The 19,605-nt window shown below is 69.5% G+C and carries 19 protein-coding genes; 6 read left to right on the top strand and 13 right to left on the bottom strand.

The features are described from left to right. Positions 1 to 45: 45 nt before the first annotated feature. Entirely contained in the window at positions 46 to 1,623 is a 1,578-nt protein-coding gene (locus ABIE21_RS01895; protein WP_354023092.1) for a stealth family protein, read from the bottom strand. 83 nt (positions 1,624 to 1,706) lie between these two features. On the opposite strand from ABIE21_RS01895, the gene ABIE21_RS01890 reads away from it, so the two are divergent. Next, positions 1,707 to 3,095, top strand: coding sequence for a M20/M25/M40 family metallo-hydrolase (locus ABIE21_RS01890; protein WP_354023091.1), 1,389 nt, complete (start codon positions 1,707 to 1,709; stop codon positions 3,093 to 3,095). Between the two features lie 4 nt (positions 3,096 to 3,099). Here ABIE21_RS01890 and ABIE21_RS01885 read toward each other — a convergent pair whose 3' ends face one another. Both ABIE21_RS01885 and ABIE21_RS01880 read right to left on the bottom strand, forming a co-directional pair. After that, complete coding sequence (locus ABIE21_RS01885) at positions 3,100 to 3,999, bottom strand: glycerophosphodiester phosphodiesterase (RefSeq protein WP_354023090.1); 900 nt, start codon at positions 3,997 to 3,999, stop codon at positions 3,100 to 3,102. Between the two features lie 77 nt (positions 4,000 to 4,076). Next, on the bottom strand, positions 4,077 to 5,594 hold the full coding sequence (locus tag ABIE21_RS01880) for an SDR family oxidoreductase (RefSeq protein WP_354023089.1): 1,518 nt from the start codon (positions 5,592 to 5,594) through the stop codon (positions 4,077 to 4,079). Between the two features lie 75 nt (positions 5,595 to 5,669). On the opposite strand from ABIE21_RS01880, the gene ABIE21_RS01875 reads away from it, so the two are divergent. Beyond that, positions 5,670 to 6,629, top strand: coding sequence for an ROK family protein (locus tag ABIE21_RS01875; protein ID WP_354023088.1), 960 nt, complete (start codon positions 5,670 to 5,672; stop codon positions 6,627 to 6,629). A 66-nt stretch (positions 6,630 to 6,695) separates the two neighbouring features. Here the strand turns inward: ABIE21_RS01875 and ABIE21_RS01870 are convergent, their stop codons facing one another. Next, positions 6,696 to 7,928: an MFS transporter gene (locus ABIE21_RS01870; RefSeq protein ID WP_354023087.1), complete on the bottom strand. Its 1,233-nt coding sequence runs from the start codon at positions 7,926 to 7,928 to the stop codon at positions 6,696 to 6,698. Between the two features lie 36 nt (positions 7,929 to 7,964). On the opposite strand from ABIE21_RS01870, the gene ABIE21_RS01865 reads away from it, so the two are divergent. Then, the gene (locus ABIE21_RS01865) at positions 7,965 to 8,870 is read left to right on the top strand and encodes a hypothetical protein (RefSeq protein ID WP_354023086.1); all 906 of its coding nucleotides are present in this window, start codon (positions 7,965 to 7,967) and stop codon (positions 8,868 to 8,870) included. 15 nt (positions 8,871 to 8,885) lie between these two features. Here the strand turns inward: ABIE21_RS01865 and ABIE21_RS01860 are convergent, their stop codons facing one another. Genes ABIE21_RS01860 through truB form a run of 4 tightly spaced genes read right to left on the bottom strand, consistent with a single transcriptional unit; the run spans position 8,886 to position 11,592 of the window. Beyond that, positions 8,886 to 9,851 (bottom strand): bifunctional riboflavin kinase/FAD synthetase, encoded by a 966-nt coding sequence (locus ABIE21_RS01860; protein WP_354023085.1) that lies wholly within the window; start codon positions 9,849 to 9,851, stop codon positions 8,886 to 8,888. Between the two features lie 2 nt (positions 9,852 to 9,853). After that, positions 9,854 to 10,291, bottom strand: coding sequence for a hypothetical protein (locus ABIE21_RS01855; protein WP_354023084.1), 438 nt, complete (start codon positions 10,289 to 10,291; stop codon positions 9,854 to 9,856). A gap of 10 nt (positions 10,292 to 10,301) precedes the next feature. Then, positions 10,302 to 10,670 carry a hypothetical protein gene (locus tag ABIE21_RS01850; RefSeq protein ID WP_354023083.1) on the bottom strand — a complete coding sequence of 123 codons (369 nt, stop codon included), beginning with the start codon at positions 10,668 to 10,670 and terminating at the stop codon, positions 10,302 to 10,304. Between the two features lie 13 nt (positions 10,671 to 10,683). Then, a complete protein-coding gene (truB, locus tag ABIE21_RS01845) occupies positions 10,684 to 11,592 on the bottom strand; it encodes a tRNA pseudouridine(55) synthase TruB (RefSeq protein WP_354023082.1) in 909 nt (302 codons plus the stop codon). 110 nt (positions 11,593 to 11,702) lie between these two features. On the opposite strand from truB, the gene ABIE21_RS01840 reads away from it, so the two are divergent. Continuing rightward, positions 11,703 to 12,695: a ketopantoate reductase family protein gene (locus ABIE21_RS01840; protein WP_354023081.1), complete on the top strand. Its 993-nt coding sequence runs from the start codon at positions 11,703 to 11,705 to the stop codon at positions 12,693 to 12,695. A 9-nt stretch (positions 12,696 to 12,704) separates the two neighbouring features. On the opposite strand, the gene ABIE21_RS01835 is transcribed toward ABIE21_RS01840, so the two are convergent. After that, a complete protein-coding gene (locus ABIE21_RS01835) occupies positions 12,705 to 13,379 on the bottom strand; it encodes a uridine kinase (RefSeq protein ID WP_354023080.1) in 675 nt (224 codons plus the stop codon). 48 nt (positions 13,380 to 13,427) lie between these two features. On the opposite strand from ABIE21_RS01835, the gene ABIE21_RS01830 reads away from it, so the two are divergent. Beyond that, positions 13,428 to 14,291, top strand: coding sequence for an A/G-specific adenine glycosylase (locus ABIE21_RS01830; protein ID WP_354023079.1), 864 nt, complete (start codon positions 13,428 to 13,430; stop codon positions 14,289 to 14,291). 36 nt (positions 14,292 to 14,327) lie between these two features. Next, complete coding sequence (locus tag ABIE21_RS01825) at positions 14,328 to 14,702, top strand: hypothetical protein (protein WP_354023078.1); 375 nt, start codon at positions 14,328 to 14,330, stop codon at positions 14,700 to 14,702. Positions 14,703 to 14,708: 6 nt separating this feature from the next. Here ABIE21_RS01825 and rbfA read toward each other — a convergent pair whose 3' ends face one another. The 4 genes from rbfA to nusA form a co-directional block, all read right to left on the bottom strand. Continuing rightward, positions 14,709 to 15,212, bottom strand: coding sequence for a 30S ribosome-binding factor RbfA (gene rbfA, locus ABIE21_RS01820; protein ID WP_354023077.1), 504 nt, complete (start codon positions 15,210 to 15,212; stop codon positions 14,709 to 14,711). Between the two features lie 78 nt (positions 15,213 to 15,290). Next, positions 15,291 to 18,119 (bottom strand): translation initiation factor IF-2, encoded by a 2,829-nt coding sequence (infB, locus tag ABIE21_RS01815; RefSeq protein WP_354023076.1) that lies wholly within the window; start codon positions 18,117 to 18,119, stop codon positions 15,291 to 15,293. Positions 18,120 to 18,164: 45 nt separating this feature from the next. Next, a complete protein-coding gene (locus tag ABIE21_RS01810) occupies positions 18,165 to 18,440 on the bottom strand; it encodes a YlxR family protein (RefSeq protein ID WP_354023075.1) in 276 nt (91 codons plus the stop codon). A 77-nt stretch (positions 18,441 to 18,517) separates the two neighbouring features. Further along, on the bottom strand, positions 18,518 to 19,519 hold the full coding sequence (nusA, locus tag ABIE21_RS01805; RefSeq protein WP_354023074.1) for a transcription termination factor NusA: 1,002 nt from the start codon (positions 19,517 to 19,519) through the stop codon (positions 18,518 to 18,520). Between the last annotated feature and the right edge of the window lie 86 nt (positions 19,520 to 19,605).

The following is a 19,605-nucleotide window of genomic DNA, read 5'->3' as shown; positions in this document are numbered from 1 at the left end:
CTCGGTGCTAGCCGACCTGCTCAGTGCTAGCCGACCTGCTCAGTGCTAGCCGACCTGCTCAGTGGTGACGGCGGCCGGCTTCTCCCACGGGGCGACGATCGGGAAGTACAGGTTGAGGAACGACTTGACCGCACGGGTGCGCTCCTCGGGCTCGACCTCGGGGAAGCTGCCGTCGTTCAGGCAGAACATGTCGTAGGAGCGCTTCTTCAACAGCCCGTCCATGAGCTTGAGCCCGGCACGCGTCGTGGTGTCGACGTATTTGACGCGGGCCGCGGTCTGCGCCACGGCGCGACCTGTCACGAGCGCGTAGTAGTGGTACAGCGAGTTCGTCACAGAGATGTCGTTGCGGTTGCGGAAGGCGCTCGCTGCGGTGCGGGAGAACTCCTCGGGGAACTCGCGCTCGAGCTCGGCGAGCACGCTCTTGCGCAGCGGAGCGGCCGAGTGCTCGAGGTGGCGCGTGATCGTCACGCCGAAGCGTTCGAGCAGCACGTTGCGGTTCACGCGCGCGGCGTTTTCGAAGCCGCTGCGCTCGGGCGCGCTCGACCCCAGCCCGATGCGGGTCTCCGCCTCGATGAAGCGGGTGATGCCGCCGGGCGAGAAGAACATGTCGGGGGTGACCGGTCGACCGAAGAACATGTCGTCGTTCGAGTAGAGGAAGTGCTCGGCCAGGCCGGGGATGTTGTGCAGCTGGCTCTCGACTGCCTGCGAGTTGTGCGTCGGCAGCACCGACGGGTCGGAGAAGAACTCCTCGCTGCGCACCACGGTCACCTTGGGGTGGTCGGCGAGCCAGTGCGGCATCGGCGAGTCTGTGGCGATGAAGATGCGGCGGATCCACGGCGCGAACACGTAGACGGAGCGCAGGGCGTAGCGCAGCTCGTCGATCTGACGGAACCGGGCCTCGTGGTCGTCGCCCTCCCCCACCACGTAGCTCTCCATGCGCCGGGCGCGGGCGCGCTGGAACTCGACGTCGGTGCCGTCGACCCAGGAGAAGACGATGTCGATGTCGAAGGTGACGTCGGAGGCGAGCCGGTTGAACATGGGCTCGGCGGTTCGCCAGGTGGTGCCGTAGCGCTCCACCGTCGACTCCACCAGCTCCGAGCGGGGAATGGTGGTGCGGGTGAGCGAGTTCTCGACGGGGGCGACGATCTCGTCTTCGCCGAACGTCCACAGCTCCACCTGCACACCCGTCGACGCACCGTAGCGCAGGCGTCCGCGCGGCTCGATGCGCGGCCGGTAGAGGCGGAAGACCCGGGCCTTGTCGTCGGCAGACAGCCGCCCGTCGGCCACGAACAAGGCCGGTCCGGCGTTCGGGTCGACGGTCTTCGAGTAGAACGGCTCGGTGGCCGACGCCGTCGCCAGCGCCGACTGCAGGACGAGACGGTCGCGGATGTCTACGGCGAGCACCGGTCGCGCGTCGTTTCCGCGCACAAGCAGGTACTCCAGCCCCGCCTCGTCGAGCACACGACGCACGAAGAGCAGGTCGTCGACCATCGACTCGAGCGGGGTGAGATGGTCGTTCACGAGGGTCAGTTGACCCTTGTGCACAACGACGTCGCTACGCGACAGCGTGCGCGGCCACGACGACGGTACAGCCGTGACATCCATCCCAGGGTTTTTGCTCATCGGGCTACTGTAGTCGAGCCCGCCTGATGGTCGGTGAGGGTTGCCAACCGGGCGAACGGCACCGGGGCAATATGCTCGTGGGCATGAGCGATGCCCCGAGTGAGCGCAGTGCGTCAGAGGCCGATTCGGCGGCCGGTTCGATGGCCGGGTCGATCGACCGATTCCGGCGGCTGGTGCGCATTCCCACGGTGTCGCGGATCGACGAGGCGCAGACCGACTGGGGGCAGTTCGACGCCTTCATCGCCGCGCTGCCGCAGCTGTATCCGGCGACGCACGCCGCGCTCGAGCGGGAGATCGTCGGCGGGCACTCGATGCTCTACCGCTGGGCCGGTCGCGAGGACGGCCCGCCCACGGTGCTGATGGCGCACTACGACGTCGTGCCGGCGACCGGCGAGGGCTGGACACGGCCGCCCTTCTCCGCGGAGGTCGTCGACGACGGCGACGGCGACGTGATCTGGGGGCGCGGCACCCTCGACGACAAGGGGGCGCTGGTCAGCATCCTCGAGGCCGTCGAGACCCGCGCAGCGGCGGGTTTCCGCCCCCGCCACGACGTCTATCTCAGCTTCGGCCACAACGAGGAGACCACGGGAGCGGGCGCGATCGCGATCGTCGAGACGCTCGAGGCCAGGGGCGTCCGGCCCGCCCTCGTTCTCGACGAGGGCGGCGCCGTCGTCGAGGGCGTCTTCCCGGGGGTCTCCAAGCCCGCGGCGGTGATCGGTGTGAGCGAGAAGGGCATCACCACCGTCACCCTCACCGTCGACCAGCAAGGAGGTCACGCGTCGACCCCGCCCCGGCTCACCGCCACGGCGCGGCTCGCCCGCGCGATCGTGCGCCTGAACGCCCGACCCTTTCCCGCCCGGTTCTCGCCGACGAACGTCGAGATGCTGCGCACCGTCGGCGCCCACGCCGCCGGCCCGATGCGCTGGGCGCTCGGAAACCTCTGGCTGACCGGTCCCCTCATGCTGCGCGTGTTCACGCGCCTCAGCGACGAGACCCGCGCGATGGTGCGCACGACGCAGGCCGTGACCCAGCTGAGCGGCAGCCAGGCGGCCAACGCCCTCGCCGAACGCGCGGAGGCCATGGTCAACGTGCGTATCGCGGTCGGGTCGTCGGTGGAGGAGACGGAACGCCACATCCGCTCGGCCATCGCCGACCCGGCGGTGCGCGTCGAGGCGCTGCTGCCGTCGGAGCCCTCCCCCGTCTCCCCCACGACCGGCGCCGCCTGGGAGCTGCTGTCGCGTACGGTGCGGCAGACCTTCGGCCAAGACGAGGTCATCGTCACGCCCTACGTCATGCTCGGGGCGAGCGACAGCCGGCACTTCACCCGCATCAGCGACCACGTCTACCGCTTCAGCCCGTTCGAGATGTCGGGTGAGGAACGCGGAACCCTGCACGCGATGAACGAGCGGATACGCGTGGAGTCGTGGCTGCGCGGCGTGCGCTTCTACACGACGCTGGTCGGCGAGCTGTAGACGCCTAGGTGCCAGGGGCCGTCTCGGCCAGCCACTCGTCGAGGTTGCTGGGCTTGTCGGTGACGATGCCGTCGACGCCCAGCGCGAGAGCCTCCGACCAGCGCTGCCTGCTGTTCAGCGTGTAGAGCAACAGCCCGAGTCCCGCCTCGTGCATCGCGGCGACCGCTGTCTTGTCCGCCTCGATCGACGCCGGGCTGGTGAGGATCGCGATCGCCCGGAAGTGCTCTGCGAGGGCCACCGGATCGGCGGGCAGCATCCGCTGGATGATGACGCGAGGGATGGACGGCGCCGCTGTGCGGAGGTTCATCATCGTGGTGAAGTCGAAGCTGGCGAAGGTGACGCGGTGCTGGGTGCCGCTGGCGTTGACCTGGTTCGCCACGAGGCGGACCTGGTCGACGGTCCAGAATCCCTTGAGCTCGAGCAGCGCCTGCTTGCTCGATCCGGCGAAGACGCCGAGGAACTCCTCGAGCGTGGGCACGGTGACCCCGGCGAACTGCGGCGAGTACCAGGTGCCGGCGTCGAGTGCGCGGATCTGCGCGTAGCTCAGGTCGGCCACGGCCCCCGAGCCGTCGGTGGTGCGGTCGACGGTCTCGTCGTGCATCAGCACCACCACACCGTCGGCGGTGAGCTGCAGGTCGGTCTCGACGAAGTCCATGGTGCTGTCGAGCGCCCCCTGCAGGGCCGGCAGCGTGTTCTCGGGAGCCGCCGACCTGTCGCCCCGATGACCGGCGATGAGCGCCGGCTGCCCGGGGCTGCGGAGGGTGCCGAAGACGCTCTCGGCGTGCACTCTCGCGGGGCTCGCGCTCAACACGATGAGTAGCACGAGCGCCGCGGCGAGCGCGGAGGCCGAGATGGTGCGGGTACGCCTGCGGGTAAGCGGGGGTAGCGCCCGGGTTGTCGCCATCGACAGTCCGTTCTGGTTCGGGTTCGCCCGAATCGCAGTCGGGATGCAGCAACTATAGCGACGCCGTTACCATTCCGTTATCTGACGCGCCGCCCCCTTTCGGGGGTGGGGCTCTTCTCGGCTTCGAGCGTGATGCGGTTCGCCATGCCGGCGAAGATCACGCCGTGGAAGGGCAGGATCGCGAACCAGTAGAGGCGTCCGCCGAGGCCGTGAGGGAAGAAGACGGCGCGCTGGGTGTACACCGAGCCGGACGCGGCGTTCCCGGGATGTGCGTCGTCGTCGTCAGGGGTCACCGTGAGCTCGAGCCAGGCGGTGCCCGGCACGCGCATCTCGGCGCGGAGGCGCAGGAAGTGTCCGCGGTCGATCTCCTCGACCCGCCAGAAGTCGAGCGCCTCGCCCAGATTCAGGCGGTCGGGGTTGCGTCGCCCGCGCCGTAGACCGACGCCGCCCACGACTTTGTCGGCCCAGCCGCGCAACGCCCACGCGAGCGGGAAGGAATACCAGCCGTTGTCTCCGCCGATCCCCTCGACCACGCGCCAGAGCGCCTCGGGGCTCGCGGAGGTGCGCTTCTCCCGCCGGTCGGTGAACACGGTGTGCCCCGACCACTCCGGGTCGCTCGGCAGCGGGTCGCTGGGCGCCCCGAACACCGAGGAGTCCTGCCAGCTGGTCTCGACCTCGCCGGCGCGCTCCTTGCCGAGGGCGAGGCTCACCGAACGGCGGTAGCCGGTCAGACCGCCCTCCGGCGGCGCGATGAAGTCGTCGATGTCGTGTTCGCGCACCACGCAGTCGTACTGCAGCGACGCGATGATCGGAATCGCCAGCGCGCGCGGGATCGGCGTGACGAGGTTGACCCACTGCGACGCGAGCCACGGAGTCAGCACCGGCAGCGACGCGATCGGCCGCTGCTTGAGCCCGGCCTCGAGGGCGTATCCGTTCATCATCTGTCCGTACCGCAGCACGTCGGGACCGCCGATGTCGAACGTGCGGTTGACCTCGGGCGGCAGCGTCGCCGCACCGAGGAGGTAGTGCAGCACGTCGCGGACCGCGATCGGCTGGATGAAGTTGCGTACCCATTTGGGCGCCGGCATGTAGGGCAGCACGTCGGTGAGGTGCCGGATCATCTCGAACGAGGCGGAGCCGGAGCCGATGACCGTTCCCGCCTGCAGCGCCACGGTCGGCACCCCGGAGTCGATCAGGATGCGCCCCACCTCGGCGCGCGAACGCAGGTGAGGGCTCAGCGTGCCCTCGGGGTGCAGTCCGCCGAGGTAGACGATGCGCGAGACGCCGGCCGCCTTCGCGGCCGTCGCCACCGTGTTCGCCGCGAGCGACTCCGACCGTTCGAAGTCGCCGCCGGCACCCATCGCGTGCACGAGGTAGTACAGCACGTCCATACCCTCGACGGCGCGTTCGACCTCGTCCTGCACCGTGAGGTCTGCCTGGACGATCTCGACGTCACCCGCCCACGGGTAGTCGCGCAGCCGCTGCGGATTGCGCACCGCGACACGCACGTCGTAGCCCGCGTCGATCAGTCGTGGAACCAGACGCCCCCCGATGTAGCCGCTCGCTCCGGTAACCAGTACTCGCTGTATAGCCATCCGCCCACGGTACGCCCGCGCCCTGCGAATCCCCGCAGCGCGGGTAGGGCATCGACCGACCATAGAATATCGAGTATGACGACGACCAGCCCCGAGGTTCCCACCACCCAGAACCTCGCACTGGCGATCGACATCGGCGGCACCAAGGCCGAGGCTGCGCTCGTCGACTCGAACGGCACGGTCGTTTCCGGCAGCCGTTTCCGCCGCCCCACCGGGCCGCTCGCGAGTTCCGACGACCTCGCCGAGGCCGTGCGCTCGGTGCTCGGCGACGCCGTCGCCTCCCGCACTCCCGGCAGCACGCTGCTCGGGGTGGGAGTCGGCTCGGCCGGCCCGATCACCGTCGCCGACGGACTCGTCTCCCCTCTCAACCTGGCGGTCTGGCGCGACTACCCGCTGCGCCAGCTCGTGATCGACGCGGTTCCCGACGTGCCCGTGACCATGCGCATGGACGGCGAGTGCATCACCCTCGCCGAGCACTGGGTGGGCGCGGCCGTCGGCTACGACAACGTCATGGGGATGATCGTCTCGACCGGCATCGGCGGCGGGCTCATCCTCGAGGGTGCAGCGGTGGCCGGCCCGACCGGCAACGCCGGACACATCGGCCATGTCGAGGTCGGCGGATTCGACGACCCCTGCCTCTGCGGCGGCATCGGCTGCGTCGAGGCGATCGCCTCCGGACCGAAGACCGTCGCCTGGGCCAACCGACAGGGCTGGGTCGGCGCGACCGGCGAGGACCTCGCCGCCGCCTACGCCGCCGGAGACGCGACGGCGATCGCCGCCGTCGAGCGTTCCGGCCGCGCGATCGGTCAGGCCATCGCCTCGGCCACGGCGTTGGCCGACCTCGAGATCGTCGCCATCGGCGGCGGGTTCTCGCGAGTCACTCCCGACCTGTTCCGGTTCATCCGCGAGGCCATCGCGAAGCGCGTGGCGTTCGGCTTCGTCACCAAGGTGAAGGTGGTGCCGTCGTCGCTCTCCGACGCGGGTCCGCTGATCGGCTCGGCCGCCCTCGTGCACCGGGCGGACATGCTGCACTAGGCGAACCGACGGGGCAGACCCGTCGGCGGCAGCCCCGTCCGCGGCGCCGCGGTTCGGCCGACGCGGCTACCGGGCCAGCTGGTCCTCGACGAACGCCGGCTTCGACAGCACGACCGCGCCGAAGATCGCGGCGAGCGTCGTCGCGAGCAGGAACACCAGAGGAAGGGTCCAGCCGCCGGTCGCGTCGTGCAGCACCCCGACGATGAGGGGGCCGAATGCGCCGACCGAGTACCCGATCGCCTGGGCGAAGCCGCTGAGGGCGACCGATCCGGTGTGCGATCGGGTGCGGGTGTTGATGAGCACGAGGCACACCGGGAAGAGGATGGGCCCGAGTCCGAGCAGCAGCACCCACACGACGGTGAGCGCGCCGGGGGCCGCCAGCAGGCCGATGTAGCCGACGAGGAACGAGACCACACCGGCGACGATGATCCACGCCGGGCTGCGCAGCCGGCTCACGAGGATCGGCGCGATGATCGACGCCGGGAGACCGGCGATGCTGAAGACGGCGAGCAGGGTGCCCGCGGCGGCGGGGGTGACGCCGACGATGTCGATGAGGATCTGCGGCAGCCAGGCGAACAGCGCGTACACGTTGATCGTCGAGACCGAGAAGGTCACGACGATGGCGATCGCGACGGGAGAATGCCAGAGACGGCGCTCCAGGGCCGCATCCGGAACCTCGACGGCCGACAGGTCGTCTGCCGCCCGCTCGGCCGACGCCCGCCGCTGCCTGGCGAGCAGCACGAGCCAGGGCAGCAGTGCCACTCCGGCCAGTGCCGCCCAGATCGCGAGCGAGAACCGCCAGCCGAGCGAGTCGCTCACCGGGACCGCGAGGAGCGACGGAACGGCGGTGCTGATCGACATGATCGTGGCGTAGGTGGCGGTCACCAGGCCGATCCGGTCGGGGAAGTAGCGCTTGACCACCGGCGGCAGCAGCACGTTGCAGATGCCGACGCCCATCAGAACGAGAGCGCTGCCGATCAGGAGGATCGTGAACGACCCGGACGCGGCGCGCACGAGATGGCCGGCCGCCATGACCGCGATCGACACGACGATGGCGAGTTCGAGGCCCAGACGGCGCGAGACGAGCGGGCCGACGAAGCCGGAGAGGGCGAAGAAGATGGGCGGCAGCATGCCCAGCAGACCGATGCCGACGTTGGTGAGCGGGATGTCCTCGCGGATCTCGGCGATGATCGGCGAGATCGAGGCGACGGCGGTGCGCAGACTGAGGGCGACGGCGATGACGGCGAGAAGCGCGACGGTGCGGCCTCCCCAGAGCGGAAGAGGGCGGGTCGGTGGCACGCGATCAGTCTAGGCGCGGTGCGTAAGGTAGGTGGCATGAGCGACGTGTCCCGGTACCTGCCGCTGAGCCAGCGCCCGAAGCGCGACGAGAGCGGAGTATCCGGCGACTGGTCCGCCGCTTTCGCCGCCGTGCTGCGGGCGATCGCCGGGCAGGTGCGGGACTCGGCGGGCACGACTCACGACGCCGGGCTGCGCGCCGTGGCAGGTCCGCTGGTCTGGAGGCTGTCGACGACGAGGCTGGGCAGGGTGTCGGCCGGCCTGTCTAAGCGCGCCGCGAGCAGCGGGGCCGAGCGGCCGGCCACCGAGCTGGCCGCCGAACTGGAGGCGATCGCCCTCGACGCCCGCCAGACCCGCATCCCCGAGCTGTCCGCTGCCGTCGTCGCGGCCCTCGACACCGCCGCGGTCACCGGCATGCCGGTCGCCGTCGATCCCATCGCTCTCGGCGCCGTGGCCATAGCCCGCGCGCTGAGCGCTCCCCTGCCGATCCGGGCCGTACTCGGCGGCACGACGCTCGTCGCGCTCGACGGCGACTGGCAGGTGGGCCGCGGCTGGTCGGTCGTGCACGCTCCGGGAGCAGAGATCGCGGCGTTCCTGTTCGGGCGCGCCGGGGTGCCCGCCGACGCAGCGAATACGATGGAGGGCGGAACGACGAAGGAGCAGGACATGGCTGGCAGCAAAGACGGCGGATTCGACCTCGGAGGACTCGAGGGGGTGGTCGGCAACCTGTTCGGCGGCAAGCACTTCGACATCAAGGCCCTCGAGCCGATGTGGGCGCAGATCCAGCCCTTCCTGCGCGGCCTGGACAGCGACGAGATCGTCGACAAGATCGGCTCGTGGGCGAAGGAGCTCGAACTGCCGATCGTCAAGCACATCCCCGACGACGTGATCACGAAGATCCAGAACGGCGTGCGGGTACCGCTGGCGAACCTGATCCAGCGCTGACGCGGGCCGGCTCTCCTAGGCGACGACCTTGTCGGGGTAGCCGAGGATGGTGCGCACCTTGCGCTCGTCGTCGGCGATCTGGTCGATGAGCGCCTCGACGGTGGAGTACTTCACCTGACCGCGGATGTACTCGACGAACGACACCTCGACGGTCTTGCCGTACAGGTCGATGGTCTCGTCGAGCACGTGCGCCTCGACCTGCTTCTCGGGCACGCCGTGGAACGTGGGGTTGTTGCCGATCGAGACGGCGGCGCCGTAGCGGCGCCCGTCCACCGTGAACCAGGCGGCGTACACGCCGTCGCCGGGGATGAAGCCCTCGTTCTGGGGCGACAGGTTGGCGGTGGGGAAACCGAGCTCGCGACCCCGCTGCGCGCCCATCACCACGACACCGCGCACGCTCGGCAGGTGTCCGAGCACGACGGCGGCCTCGGCGACGCGACCCTCGGCGAGCAGCTCGCGGATCCAGGTCGAAGAGGCGCGGCGAGTGTGCTCGGCGCCCGGAGCGGGCGAGACGACGTCGTCGATGAGCTGCACGGCGAAACCCTGTTCGGCACCGAGGCGCTGGAGCAGCGCGACGTCGCCCGCGCCCCGCGCCCCGAAGCGGAAGTCGGCGCCGACCATGACGACGCGGGCGTGCAGGGCGTCGACGAGGATGCTGCGCACGAACTCCTCGGGAGAGAGCCGGCTGAACGGGAGGTCGAAGACGAGCATCAGGGTCGCATCGACACCCGACTCCTCGAGCAGCTCGACCTTCTGCGCGTTGCTGACCAGCGGCGGCGGGCAGGCCTCTGGGCGGATGATGCTGAGCGGATGCCGGTCGAACGTGACGATCGTCGACTCGAGCGAGTCCCGCTCGGCCACTGAGCGCAGCTCGTCGATGATGCGGCGGTGGCCGGCGTGCACACCGTCGAACTTGCCGATGGCCACGGCGCTCGGCCCGAAGTCGGCGGGAACCTCGGCGAGCGAGTCGAAGAAGATCACCCTCAGACCGCCCGGGGTTCCGCCGAGGCGGCGGCCGTCGGTCGGGCGCGGTGGCGGTACAGCCAGAGCATGCCGAGGATCGGCAGCACGAGGGGCACGAAGCCGTAGCCGCGCCCGAACATCGACCACACGGTCTTGGCGGGGAAGAGCACCGGGTCGAAGATGCTGAGCAGCCCCACGACGAGGACGCCGAGCAGCTCGAAGCCGATGGTGATCCAGGCGACCCGGTACCAGACGTCACCCGGCATGATGAGGGCGACGGTCGCGACGATGTAGACGACGGCGGCCAGCGCCGACAGCGAGTAGGCGACGGGCGCCCGGTCGAAGTCGTCGAAGAGCTGGAAGACGCTCCGGCCCGTGGCCGCGAGTGCGAGGAGGCCGTAGACGGCGATGAGTACGCGTCCGACGCCGGTCGAACGCGAGGAAGTCGTTGTGGTCATTGCCTTTAGATTACGCGACCTGGACGAACCAGATCTGATACATGCGGTACAGCATCACCGCGACGGCGAGGCAGGCGACGCCGAGGATGGCGGTGCTCCACCGCGTGCGGTCGACGAGGCCCCAGACGATGGCCAGCGGGGGGATGATCAGCGCCGTGACGAGGTACACCCAGAACTCGAGTGCGCTCCCCGTCGCCGTGTTCCCGAAGGCCGGGGCGAGCAGCGAGACGACGACCTGCACGACCAGGAGCACCGTGACGAGCGCCGTGGCGCCCATGGTGAGGTCGTCCGGGGTGCGGCCGAACAGGCCGAGGGCGACCGCGAGCAGGCCGGCGACGACCGCGACCGCGATCTGCGCCCAGGTGAACCACTCGATCATGCGGGCACCCCGGTCACGCGAGCACCTCGTCGGTCGGGAAGTTGACGAGCGGCTTGACCGTCGCGCCGTTCGCGGCCAGCAGCCCGACCAGCCGACCGTCCGGGCCGAGCCCTGCGATCGGACCGTCCGTGCCTGCGAGCTCGGGGATCTCGAGCCGTTTGCCGTGCACGAGGTCGATGACACTCTGCTCGTCGAGCCTGTGAGCGGGGAAGAGGGTGGTGGCGACGCTGGCCGGCGTGAGCAGCCGGTCGTTCACCACGAGGTCCGCGAGCGTCGACGCCTGGGCGACGTCGAACGGCCCCACCTTCGAGCGGCGCAGGGCCGTGAGGTGGCCGCCGACGCCGAGGGAGAGGCCGAGGTCGCGGGCGAGCGCGCGGATGTAGGTGCCGCTCGAGCATTCCACCCGCACGTCGAGGTCGACGAAACCGTCGACCTCGCGCGTCTCGAGCACCTCGAAGGCCGCGATGGTGACGGTGCGAGCCCTCAACTCGACGTCCTCCCCCGCCCGCGCGAGCGAGTAGGCGCGCTTGCCGTCGACCTTGATGGCGCTGAAGCTGCTCGGCACCTGCGAGATCTCGCCGGTGAGCGCCGCGATGCCCGCGGCGACGGCTGCCCCGTGCACCCCGGAGGTGTCGGCGGGCTCGCCGAGGGTTCCCTCCGCGTCATCCGTGTCGCTGGACTGCCCGAGCCGGATCGTCGCGAAGTACTCCTTGCCGAGGCCGACGAGGAAGGTGAGCAGCCGCGTCGAGCTGTTCATACCGAGGACGAGCAGCCCGGTCGCCATGGGGTCGAGGGTTCCGGCGTGGCCGATCTTGCGGGTGCCCGCGATCTTTCGGGTGCGCGAGACGACGTCGTGACTGGTGAGACCCTTCGGCTTGTCGACGAGCAGGATGCCGCTGGCCGGGTTCGTCGGCGGCTTCACCGGGCGGCGATCGACGACGGATGGCGCGAAGGATGCATGAAGTCGATGGTAGCAATCCGCGGGGTGCGCCTTCCCCGGGTGCGGACAGCGCGAGCGCCTAGGCTCTCCCTATGCGAATCGCTGTGATCGGAGCCGGGGCCGTGGGCGGAGCCGTCGCCGCGCTTCTCGCCGGCGCCGGGCACGAGGTCGAGGTCACCGCCCGTGGCGCCCACCTCGACGCGATCCGCGAGCGGGGCATCCGGCTGCGCGGCGCCTGGGGCGAGGCGATTGCGGCGGTCACGGCGGCGGAGCGTCTGTCTGCTCCCGCTGAGCTCGTGATCGTGACGACCAAGGCGCAGGACGCCGTCGCCGCCATCACCGACAACCTGGCGTTCGTCGGCGACTCTCCGATGCTGGTCGTGCAGAACGGCCTCGACGGCATCGCCAACGCGCGCGCCGCGGCGCCCGGGGCCCGCGTCGTCGGCGGACTGGCGATGTTCGCCGCCTCCTACCTCTCCCCCGGCGAAGTCACCATCACCACGCCCAACCCGACGTTCATCGGCGGCGACGACGACGCAGCGGCCCGCGAGTTCGAGAGGGTGCTCTCGCCAGTGCTGCCCGTGCGGCGCATCGACGACTTCGCCTCCGCGCAGTGGACCAAGCTGCTGATCAACCAGGTGAACGCTCTGCCCGCGGTCACCGGACTGAGCGTGCAGGAGGTCATCTCTCACAGCGGACTGCGCCGAGTGCTCGTGCAGAGCATGCGCGAGGGCGTCCTGGCGGGGCACGCGCTCGGTGTGAGGTTCGCGAAGCTCGGAGGCCTAGGCGACGCGTCGCTCAGCGCCTTCGCACGCGCACCCTACTGGGCTGCGCAGCAGCTGCCCCTGCTGATGCGACGCCGCATGGGCGCGGTGCCGAACCCGGGTTCGACCCTGCAGAGCATCCGGCGCGACCAGCCGAGCGAGATCGACTACCTCAACGGCGCGGTCGTCGCGGCGGGCGAGCGCGGCGGCGTGGCGACGCCGATCAACGCCCTCATCGTGCGGCTCGTGCACGAGGTGGAGTCGAGCAAGGCCTTCGTCGTGCCGGAGGTCGTCGTGGCCAGGGCCGCGACCGCGTCCTGAGCGAGGCGTCTAGCAGCTGTCGGCGAACACGCGACGGGGCACGTCGACGTCGGTGTTGTCGATGATCGCGGTAGCGCGTGTGCGGGGTGTGGACTCGACCGCGTAGAGGGCCTGGGCGCCGCTGTAGCGCAGGTGGCGCTCGGGACGTGGGCTGGGCGAGGTTCGGTCGCGGTCGATGCGTCTCGCGTCGGCCTCCGCCTCGGAGACCTCGAGCCACACCGAGTAGTTCCACAGCCCACGCAGCTCGGGGCGGTTCAGGAAGTTCCCGTCGACGATGAGCACGGCGTCTGCCGGACCGCTGAGCCACACGGGCTCGACCTGCGCGTCGCGGCGGACGTCGAAGGCGGCGGCGACGAAGCTGGTGCTGCCTCCCATGCGGAACGGTTCGACGAGGGTGCGCTTGAAGGTGCGGTAGTCGTAGGAGTCGCGGTAGAAGCCCTCCGGCGAGTCCCTCCCCCTCGCGTACCGCAGCGCGCGCGGGCGGTGGAATCCCTCGATCGAGGCGCGGAACACCGTGTGGCCCTTGAGCCGCATGGCTTCGGCGAGGTCGTCGGCGAACTCGCCCGTGCCGGCGACGTCGATTCCGTCGACCGCGACGATGGTGCGCCCCCGGCCGTAGTTGTGCAGGATCTCCTCGGCGAGGGAGGCGAGAACGTCCTTCTTCTGTGGTGCCCAGCGCGTCATGCCGTCAGCCTACGCCTCGTCGGTTCGGGCCGAGCCTAGAGTGGGGATGTGAGCATTGCACCCGCGACGAGCGACTGGTTCGAGGGCAACGGCCGGGATCTCCCGTGGCGACGCCCCGGGTTCACCGCGTGGGGAACCCTGGTCAGCGAGTTCATGCTGCAGCAGACCCCCGTCGTTCGGGTCATCCCCCGCCTCGAGGAGTGGCTCGACCGCTGGCCGACACCCGCGGACCTCGCAGCGGCGCCGTCGGGCGACGCCGTGCGGGCGTGGGCGAGCCTCGGCTACCCGCGGCGCGCGCTGGCGTTGCACGCCGCCGCGGTCGCCATCACCGAGCGCCACGTCGGAGTCGTGCCGCACGACGTGCCGTCGCTGCTGGCCCTGCCCGGGGTGGGCGACTACACCGCGCGGGCCGTCGCCGTCTTCGCCTACGGCCACCGGCACCCGGTCGTCGACGTGAACATCCGCAGGGTCATCGCCAGGGCAGTACACGGACAGGGCGAGCCAGGACCGGCCGCCAAGCGGGACCTCGCCGACATGGAGGCGATCCTGCCCGAGTCGGTGACGGATGCCCGCCGGGCCAACGTCGCCATCATGGAGCTCGGGGCCGTCGTGTGCACGGCGAGGTCGCCTCGCTGCGACGCCTGCCCCATCGCCGACCAGTGCGCGTGGCGCCTGGCGGGCTACCCGGCGTTCGAGGGGAAGCGGGCGCCCGTGCAGAAGAAATTCGCCGGGTCCGACCGGCAGGTGCGCGGCCTCATCATGGCCGAGCTGCGTGCGAGCGACGTGCCGGTGACCGCCGACGAGGTCGCGTTGGTCTGCGCTCTCGAGGAGCAGCGCGTCCGTGCTCTGGCGGGGCTGCTCGCCGACGGCCTGGTCGTGGCCGTAGACGACGCGTACCAGCTGCCCGATTGAGCATGCAGCACTCGGTAACCATGAGAGGGTTGCGGAGTGCCCCTCATCTATGGAAATGACACCACCCCGAAGCATCCGGTATCCAAGCTCACCTGGGTGGCCCTCGTCTCAGACGCCGTGCTGGTGGTGTACTGGGCGTTCATCGTCTGGACGCTGGGCGAACCGTTCGACCGGCCCGACTGGGTGAATTCGCAGGAGACCGGTTACTTTATCCTGTTCTCCTGGGCGGTGTCGTTCTTCGCCGGTCTCATCACGATCGCTGTGGCGATCGCCGGGCTAGTGCGTGCCAGGAGGGCATATTCGGGCGAGGGGGGACGCACCAACGTGCTGGGCGTCGTCGCTCTCGTCGCCGCGTGCCTGCTGAACACCGCCATCGTGCTGCCGATCCTGCTGGTCACTGCCAACGGCTGACGAGGGCTACGGGCGGGGTCCGGCCTCGAACACGGCGTCGTCTTCGTCATCGTCATCGTCATCGTCGACGTCGTTCTCGTCGCCCACGAACGCGCGGGGCTTGACGTAGGGATCCTCGTCGCCGGCGTACTGCGCGGTCTTGGCGAGGGTCTCCGACTCGGCATCGCGTGAGCGGGCCTCGTTGAGCAGCGACTCGATGAGCGCGGCGTTCTCGGGGATGCCGTCGGCGATGAACTCGATGCTCGGCGTGAGGCGGGCGGTAATGTTCTTGCCGACCTCGCTGCGAAGCATTCCGGTGGCGGACTTCAGCGCGGCGGCCGTGTCGGCGCGCTCCTCGTCGGAGCCGTAGACGGTGTAGAACACGGAGGCGTGCTGGAGGTCTCCCGTCACGCGCACGTCTGTGATGGTCACGAAGCCGAGCCTGGGGTCCTTGACGCCGCGTTCGAGTGACTTGGCGATGATTACCTTGATGCGGTCCGCCATCTTGGCGGCGCGAGCCTGGTCGGCCATGTGTTGCTCCTTAGGTGGTTAAGGCGGTGATTGGGCAGGCCGCGAACGACCTGCCCAATCACCGATCCCGCCGGGGTGTTAGACCCGCGGCTTTTCCTTCATTTCGATCGTCTCGATCTCGTCGCCGATCTGGATGTCGTTGAACTTGCCGAGACCGATACCGGCCTCGAAGTCCGTACGAACCTCGGTGACGTCGTCCTTGAAGCGGCGCAGGCTCTCGATCGCGAGGTTGTCGCCGACGACGACTCCCTCGCGGATGACGCGGGCCTTGGCGTTGCGGGTGATCGTGCCGGAGCGGACGATGACACCTGCGACGTTGCCGAACTTGGAGGAGCGGAAGATCTCGCGGATCTCGGCGACACCCGACTGCACCTCTTCGAACTCGGGCTTGAGCATGCCCTTGAGGGCGTTCTCCACGTCTTCGAGCGCGGCGTAGATGACCGAGTAGAAGCGCACGTCGACACCCTCGCGAGACGCGCGGTCGCGCGCCTTCGGGTCGGGGCGCACGTTGAAGCCGATGATGATGGCGTTGTCGACGGTGGCGAGGTTGACGTCGCTCTCCGTGACAGCACCGACACCGCGGTGGATGATGCGCAGCTGGACCGACTCGTCGACCTCGATCTTGAGCAGGGACTCCTCGAGTGCTTCGACAGCACCGGAGACGTCACCCTTGATGATGAGGTTGAGCGATTCGACCTTGCCGTCTTCGAGGGCCTTGGTGAAGTCCTCGAGGCTGATGCGCTTGCGGCTGCGGGCGAGCAGTGCGTTGCGCTCTGCTGCTTCGCGCTTCTCGGCGATCTGGCGGGCGGTGCGGTCGTCGTCGGTCACAAGGAACGTGTCGCCTGCGCGGGGAACGGACGTGAGTCCGAGTACCTGCACGGGGCGGGCCGGCGTCGCGAACTCGACCGAGTTGCCGTTCTCGTCGAACATGGCGCGCACACGGCCGTATGCCGTTCCGGAGACGATCGGGTCTCCGACCTCGAGCGTTCCCGACTGGATGAGCACGGTAGCGACAGCACCGCGTCCCTTGTCGAGCTTCGCCTCGATCGAGACACCGCGGGCGTCCTTGTTCGGGTTGGCACGCATGTCGAGACCGGCGTCTGCGGTGAGCAAGACGGCGTCGAGCAGCTTGTCGATACCGACGTTGTTGAGCGCCGAGACGTCGACGAACATCGTGTCTCCGCCGTACTCTTCGGCGACGAGGCCGAACTCGGTGAGCTGCTGGCGCACCTTGGCCGGGTTCGCACCGACCTTGTCGACCTTGTTCACCGCGACGACGATCGGAACGCCGGCCGCCTGGGCGTGGTTGAGCGCCTCGACGGTCTGCGGCATGATGCCGTCGTCCGCCGCCACCACGAGGATCGCGATGTCGGTGACCTGCGCACCACGGGCGCGCATGGCGGTAAACGCCTCGTGGCCCGGGGTGTCGATGAAGGTGATCTTGCGCTCGATGCCCTCGTGCTCGGCAGCGACCTGGTACGCACCGATGTGCTGCGTGATTCCGCCGGCTTCGCTCGCGACGACGTTCGCATTGCGGATGGCGTCGAGGAGACGGGTCTTACCGTGGTCGACGTGACCCATGACGGTGACGACGGGGGGACGGATCTCGAGGTCTTCGTCGTCTTCGTCTTCGAGCTCCTGGTCGAGATCGATGTCGAAGCCGCTCAGCAGCTCGCGGTCTTCGTCTTCCGGCGAGACCATGTCGATCTTGAAGCCGAGCTCGTCGCCGAGGATGCCGAAGGTCGCCTCGTCGAGGGACTCGGTCGCCGTCGCCATCTGTCCGAGGTGGAACAGCACGGTGACGAGGTTTCCGGGGCTCGTGTCGATCTTGTCGGCGAAGTCGGTGATCGACGCGCCGCGACGGAGACGGATGACCGTCGAGCCGTCGCCGCGGGGAACGCTGACGCCGCCGAGCGACGGGGCTTCGCGAAGCTCGAACTCGGCGCGCTTCGTGCGCTTCGACTTGCGGGCCTTGCTCTTTCCGCCACCACGGCCGAAGGCACCTGCGGTGCCGCCGCCGGGACCGCGACCACGACCGCCGCCGCCTGCTGGACGGTTCGGGCCGAAGTTGGAGCCGGGAGTGCCGGGCGTGGATCCGGGAGCGCCACCGGGGCGGAAGCCGCCACCGGCGGGTCGAGCTCCGCCTGCGCCACCGGGACGACCGGCGCCTGCCGGACGAGCACCGAATGCCGGCGGGCGTGCGCCCTGGCCGGGTCCGCCCGGACGCGGTGCGCCGGGACGCGGAGCACCGGGACGCGGGATGCCGGGGGCACTGGACGTGCCGCCCGCAACCGGGGCGCCGGGACGCTGCATGCCCTGGTTGCTCGCGAAGGGGTTGTTGCCGGGGCGAGCCGCGCCTGGACGCTGCATTCCCTGGTTGCTGCCGAACGGGTTGTTGCCTGGTCGGGGCTGGCCGGGGCGCGGGATGCTCGAGGCGCCGGGCTTGCCGGGTGTCGCGGCCGGAGCCGCGCCCTCGGCGGGAGCCGCAGGTGCCGCGGCCGCGGCGGCTGCTGCCGCTTCGGCCTGCGCCTGGCGCTCGGCGACGGTGAGCGGAGCGGGCGTCGTGACGACGGGCTCTGCCACCGGCTCGTCGACCACGACGGGAGCCTCGGCCACGGGGGGCTTGGGCGCCGCCGGGCGCGGAGCCGCGGCCTTGACGGGGGGCTTGGGAGCACTGGGAGCCGCGGCTGCGGGCTTGACGCCTGCGGCCTCGAGCGCTGCTTTGAGGCGGCGCGCTACGGGAGGCTCAATGCTGGATGACGGGCCCTTGACGTATTCGCCCATTTCTTTGAGCTTGTCGAGGGCGATCTTGCTGTCGACGCCGAGTTCGGCGGCGATTTCGTGTACGCGTGGTTTGGCAGCCACAATTCTCCTGTCTGGGTCTGCACCCGGACAGGGGCAGACCATTAGTGGACGGAACTCATTTCGAGCCGCTCATTAGTTGTCCATAGGTCAATCAGCCTGTTCTTCATGGAGTCTCGTCGAGACTCCTCCATCTGCGAGAAGCTGCACGGTATCGACCGTGACGCTCGAACGAAACGCCCGGCCGAAGGCCTTGCGTTTCACTGAGGCTTCTACGCACTGAACCGTGGGGTGAACCCACGCACCTCGACCGGGAAGCGTTGCCGACTGATCGGCGACGACGACGCCGTCACGAGCGACCAATCTCAACAAGGAGGAACGGTCGGCGCGCGCTCGGCAGCCGAGGCAAGTTCTAACGGAGTCCATACTACCCCCTGTTTGGTGCAGGTACCGGTCCCCGAGCCCGTCGAAGGGGCGCTTCGACAGGCTCAGCGTCCGGAAGACTACTTGTCTTCGAGGATGGAGTCGGGCTGGATGTCGATGCGCGCGCCGGTGAGCTTCGCGGCGAGTCGGGCGTTCTGGCCCTCCTTGCCGATCGCGAGCGACAGCTGGTAGTCGGGCACGAGGGCGCGTACGGCCTTGGTCGACTCGTCGATCACGTAGGAGCTCGTGACGCGGGCGGGCGACAGGGCGTTCGCGACGAACGTCGCGAGATCCTCGGAGTAGTCGACGATGTCGATCTTCTCGTCGCCCAGTTCGGCCGAGACGGCGCGGACGCGCTGACCGAGCTCGCCGATGCACGAGCCCTTGGCGTTGATACCCGCCTCGGTCGCCCGCACGGCCATCTTGGTGCGGTGACCGGCCTCGCGAGCGAGCGAGGTGATCTCGACAAGTCCGCTCGCGATCTCGGGGACCTCGAGGGCGAAGAGCTTGCGGACGAGGGCCGGATGCGTGCGGCTCACGGTGATCTGCGGACCCTTCGCGCCCTTGGCGACGCTCGTCACGTAGACGCGCAGCCGGCTGCCGTGCTTGTACTCCTCGCTCGGAACCTGCTCCTCGGGCGGCAGGATCGCCTCGATGGTTCCGAGGTCGACGTGGATCATGCGGGGGTTGGGTCCCTGCTGGATGACCCCGGCGACGATGTCGCCCTCACGCCCGCGGAACTCGCCGAGGATGTGCTCGTCGGCGATGTCGCGAAGACGCTGGTTGATGACCTGCTTGGCCGCGAAGGCGGCGATGCGGCCGAAGTCGCTCGGGCTGTCCTCGGCCTCGCCGATCACGGTCCCGTCGTCGTCGAGCTCGGCCACGAACACGCTCACGTGTCCGGTCTTCCGGTCCAGGTGCACGCGCGCCTTGGCGGGCGCCTCACCGGGCTTCTGTTCGTTCTCTTCGGTGTGCTTGAGGTAGGCCGTGAGGATGGCCTGCTCGATGATGCCCACGAGTTCCTCGAACGGAATCTCGCGCTCTCGTTCCATGAGACGCAGCACGCTCAGATCGATGTCCACTGAGGGCCTCCACTATTCAGGTATCTGTTCGGTTTCGCGTCCTCTGGGTCGCGAATACCTGAAGACTAAGTTACCCGAGCCAGCCC

Origin of the sequence: Conyzicola nivalis (genome assembly GCF_040548875.1) — a bacterium.
Taxonomy (GTDB): Bacteria; Actinomycetota; Actinomycetes; order Actinomycetales; family Microbacteriaceae; genus Conyzicola; species Conyzicola nivalis_A.
Note: the sequence above shows the minus strand (reverse complement) of the source record. Positions and strands in the feature narration are given on the sequence as shown.

What these genes read in the sequence shown, in the direction of transcription:
- ABIE21_RS01850 (WP_354023083.1), bottom strand. Translation starts at nt 10,670, where the DNA reads ATGATCGAGTGGTTCACCTGGGCGCAGATCGCGGTCGCGGTCGTCGCC.
- ABIE21_RS01890 (WP_354023091.1), top strand. Translation starts at nt 1,707, where the DNA reads ATGAGCGATGCCCCGAGTGAGCGCAGTGCGTCAGAGGCCGATTCGGCG.
- ABIE21_RS01885 (WP_354023090.1), bottom strand. Translation starts at nt 3,999, where the DNA reads ATGGCGACAACCCGGGCGCTACCCCCGCTTACCCGCAGGCGTACCCGC.
- ABIE21_RS01875 (WP_354023088.1), top strand. Translation starts at nt 5,670, where the DNA reads ATGACGACGACCAGCCCCGAGGTTCCCACCACCCAGAACCTCGCACTG.
- rbfA (WP_354023077.1), bottom strand. Translation starts at nt 15,212, where the DNA reads ATGGCCGACCAGGCTCGCGCCGCCAAGATGGCGGACCGCATCAAGGTA.
- ABIE21_RS01865 (WP_354023086.1), top strand. Translation starts at nt 7,965, where the DNA reads ATGAGCGACGTGTCCCGGTACCTGCCGCTGAGCCAGCGCCCGAAGCGC.
- ABIE21_RS01880 (WP_354023089.1), bottom strand. Translation starts at nt 5,594, where the DNA reads ATGGCTATACAGCGAGTACTGGTTACCGGAGCGAGCGGCTACATCGGG.
- infB (WP_354023076.1), bottom strand. Translation starts at nt 18,119, where the DNA reads ATGGTCTGCCCCTGTCCGGGTGCAGACCCAGACAGGAGAATTGTGGCT.
- ABIE21_RS01840 (WP_354023081.1), top strand. Translation starts at nt 11,703, where the DNA reads ATGCGAATCGCTGTGATCGGAGCCGGGGCCGTGGGCGGAGCCGTCGCC.
- ABIE21_RS01835 (WP_354023080.1), bottom strand. Translation starts at nt 13,379, where the DNA reads ATGACGCGCTGGGCACCACAGAAGAAGGACGTTCTCGCCTCCCTCGCC.
- ABIE21_RS01855 (WP_354023084.1), bottom strand. Translation starts at nt 10,291, where the DNA reads ATGACCACAACGACTTCCTCGCGTTCGACCGGCGTCGGACGCGTACTC.
- ABIE21_RS01810 (WP_354023075.1), bottom strand. Translation starts at nt 18,440, where the DNA reads ATGGACTCCGTTAGAACTTGCCTCGGCTGCCGAGCGCGCGCCGACCGT.
- ABIE21_RS01895 (WP_354023092.1), bottom strand. Translation starts at nt 1,623, where the DNA reads ATGAGCAAAAACCCTGGGATGGATGTCACGGCTGTACCGTCGTCGTGG.